This is a genomic window from Moorena sp. SIO2C4, assembly GCF_010672485.1.
Taxonomy (GTDB): Bacteria; Cyanobacteriota; Cyanobacteriia; order Cyanobacteriales; family Coleofasciculaceae; genus Moorena; species Moorena producens.
Genome location: NZ_JAAHGN010000867.1, coordinates 1 through 3334 on the forward strand (window position 1 = coordinate 1; position 3334 = coordinate 3334).

The window sequence follows — 3334 nt, forward strand, 5'->3', positions numbered from 1 at the left end:
TGACCGTGAATCATCTGAGCGTCAGTAGCTGATATCCCACTCCCCCAATACATCATAGAAGTACTCAAATTTTGCCATAGGCTCACTGCTGTAGCCATAAATAGGATAATCAAAGGCAATCCCAACTTGGAGTTAAACACAAAGCGATCGCGTTTTACCCCTTTGGGTGTTACCTTAAATCCTTTGCCAAAAGGATTGAGCATAACTTTTATCACTGTCAAGCTCAGAGGAATACACCAAGGCAATGAGTAAATATCCGAGAACAACCCTGACCGGGAACGGAGGTTTAACCAGGAAAAAACCGTGAGCTGTATCAGATAATAAGGTAGCAAGAAATACAACAATTCAGCAGCCGTTGCTTGTAAGGGAATCACCCCTAGAAAGGAATAAGCTAGAGGCATTAACAGGAATCCGAAGCGAGATAAACCGGTAAACCAATGTAGTAATCCGTCTAAATGCGCCAGTCTTTGGATCGGTTTTAACCCCGGAATAGTTAGAGGGTTGGCATCAATAAAAAATGCCTGTAATGTTCCTTGAGCCCACCGCAATCGTTGAGCTACATGGGCAGCAATATTTTCTGCAGCTAAACCAGCACTAAGTTTTTCATCTAAATAAATAACCTGGTAACCCATTGCTGCTATCCGAATACCAGTAAAGTAATCTTCAGTCAAAGAATCGGTTACAAAACCACCAGCCGCTTCTATAATATCACGTTTCACAACAAAGGAAGTTCCAGCACAAACCACACCGCCAGCACCATCCCTGATGGGCTGAAGTTGACGATAAAATACCTCTTCTTCTGGTAGTAGCACATCTTCTAAACCTAAATTGTAGGCAATCGGGTCAGGGTTATAAAAGCTTTGAGGAGTTTGGACTAATCCCACATTACTTTTTTTAAAAAAGCCTACGGTGCGAGTAATAAAATTTTTATTTGGTACAAAATCCGCATCGAAGAATACAATCAAATCCCCTGAGGTTTTTGGAATAGCATGGTTTAAGTTTCCTGCTTTGGCATAGGAATTATCTGGACGAGTGATATAGTTACACCCCAATTCAGCAGCTAGCTCTTTAACATGTTGACGTTTAGTATCATCTAGTAAATAAACCTTTTTGTTGTCATAATCTATGCCTTGACAACCCATAATTGTTCGCTTTAAAATAAAACAGGGTTCATTATAGGTTGGGATAAAGATATCTACAGAAGGATTAAACCTTCCTGAAATAACATCTAATGATAACTGGGAAGCCTGAGCGCTACGGTTTTTGACCCTTAACATTAAAAATAGCTGGATAATACTGCTGGTTAGCAACAACATTTCCAGGAAAAATAATCCTAGGCTAAAGAAACCATTAAGGGGATCCACTAAATTCAGGGTAGAGAAGATTCGCCAGAGCAGATATCGTGCCAATAGTGCTAGCAAAATCCCCACCACTAGATTTCTAGACCAAGTGCGAGGACGGGGAGAGATTTTCGTGACCCCCAGGACAACAACCATTAAAATAATCGTTGGTAGCAATAAGTAGTGCTGCTGAGTCACCATTGGTGCTTCCAGCCACATCGGTGGGTTTCTTTGCCAGACATGCAGATGAGCAAATAGCTGTGTAATCTGCCCCTGACCAGTCAACCAAGCTAAAGCGATCGCACTAAAACTAGTAACTAGAATCAGCATCACGACCGTTGCGGCTCGTAACCTAAAAACTTGTTTGTTAGAAGAACACCTAGAGTTTGGGTAGCTCACTTTGGGAACTGTCATGTCTAAAAACAGGTATAGCGCTGTGGGCAGGGAATAGGGAATAGGACATTAAAAAGTGTGGTATTATAAAGGTTATAGCAATTATTTGCCCCTTGAATTTTACAACACTATTACAGCCATTACTGTCTCATAACTTGTTATTTTAAACTCAACCAAACTAATAAAATAGTATGTGACTAATCTAGATGATATTGATAATAGATTAATAGAACCTGAGCCAAATATTAAAATTTACTTAACTTACCAATTTTGGGATATATTAATGGATAAAATTTTTAATGAGCTAGAGTTTAGAATTACTCAGTAAATTTCTTAACCAAAACTCAGACTACTGCCACCGAAGACTAGACATAATAGCAAATAGAGTAATGTTTCCACGAGATAGATAATCTGATGAAACTTCACTATTTAGCGATCTTTGGTGCCTAAGCATTCAGCCGTCAGCCGTCAGCCGTCAGCTAAAGGCTCACGCTACTTGAGGTGCTTTTTGGCAAAGGCTTTGGCCTTGGCCTTTCGGCCACGCGTGCGCGTTTGGCCACGCTGTGCGAACGACCCTGGGACTTCACTCAGCATTATTCCAATGCTTACTTGTTGTCTTGATCCCAAGCGCGAGTGGGGGAAACCATGGCAGACCGCGAGTGGGGGGAACCCCCTTTGGCGGCACTGCCTCCCCAAGACCGTAATGGTGCGCTTACAGTCGTCGAATTAAATTCGCCACGGGTCGCACCTCTGCATCGCTTATTCAAAAGCTGAGAGCTGATAGCTGATAGCTGATAGCTGAATACTTACTTTGGTGCTACTGCCTTTTTAAGCGTAGGTTGTGTAGCAGGAGTACCTGGGAATCAGAGTACTGTTCAGGAAAAACCATCCACCTCTACATCTACGACAACCAAGATTGATGTGTCCAGTGCTCCAGCTGCTAAACCAACTGCAACACTGGCACAGGCAACAAGTAGATCAGGAAATTTTGTAACAGCAGCCCATTCTACTCAAGGCATGGTAAGTTTAGTCACAGACAATGGACAACGTTACCTAAAGTTTGACGAAACCTTTAAAACCGATAACGGACCTGATTTAATGGTGCTGTTGCACCGCCAAACTGTCCCCAAATCCTACAGTAAGGAAAATTATCTACTGGGGAGGTTGAGAGAAAAGAATACCCCGTCCTCTTAGGTCGGGGATGAATTTTCGACAATGTTAATATAGGAGATAAGGATCTCAAAAAACTGGGTATTGACCCTACTCAGCTACCGACCGTGCGGGGGAAAGTTACGCCAATGGAGATAACAGCCAATTAGGTTGTGCAAAGGATACCCCATTCCTGCGACGGATGGGGAAGTTCAAGAAAGTCTTGGTCGTCTTCAGCAGGTCAGTGGCACTCAACGGTACCGTATCCCTGCTGATCTTAATCCAGAGGACTTTAGCTCTGTAGTCATATGGTGCCGTAAATTCAACGTCACCTTGGCCTTTCGGCCACGCTACGCGAATGGCTACGCCACCCTTAGTAATTAGTAGCACTAATTAGTAGCAATTAACGCAAGTTCCTAAGGACTAATGACTAAACAGCCTATAGTATAGGC

General features: G+C 42.7%; 4 protein-coding genes. 3 read left to right on the forward strand and 1 reads right to left on the reverse strand.

All coding sequences use genetic code 11. From position 1 onward, the window contains the following. Window positions 1–1670 (reverse strand): glycosyltransferase family 2 protein (locus tag F6K20_RS30530; RefSeq protein WP_287297217.1); only part of this gene is annotated, 1670 nt, incomplete at its 3' end. A gap of 708 nt (window positions 1671–2378) precedes the next feature. Between F6K20_RS30530 and F6K20_RS30535 the strand changes: the two genes are divergently transcribed. From F6K20_RS30535 to F6K20_RS30545, 3 genes are all read left to right on the forward strand, one after another. After that, complete coding sequence (locus tag F6K20_RS30535) at window positions 2379–2507, forward strand: hypothetical protein (RefSeq protein WP_267875718.1); 129 nt, start codon at window positions 2379–2381, stop codon at window positions 2505–2507. A gap of 147 nt (window positions 2508–2654) precedes the next feature. Further along, window positions 2655–2927 carry a DM13 domain-containing protein gene (locus F6K20_RS30540; RefSeq protein ID WP_287297219.1) on the forward strand — a complete coding sequence of 91 codons (273 nt, stop codon included), beginning with the start codon at window positions 2655–2657 and terminating at the stop codon, window positions 2925–2927. A gap of 126 nt (window positions 2928–3053) precedes the next feature. Next, a complete protein-coding gene (locus F6K20_RS30545) occupies window positions 3054–3266 on the forward strand; it encodes a DM13 domain-containing protein (RefSeq protein ID WP_287297221.1) in 213 nt (70 codons plus the stop codon). Window positions 3267–3334: the final 68 nt, after the last annotated feature.

Excerpts from the sequence above, each read along its gene's own strand:
- F6K20_RS30535 (WP_267875718.1), top strand. The coding sequence starts at position 2,379 with ATGGCAGACCGCGAGTGGGGGGAACCCCCTTTGGCGGCACTGCCTCCC.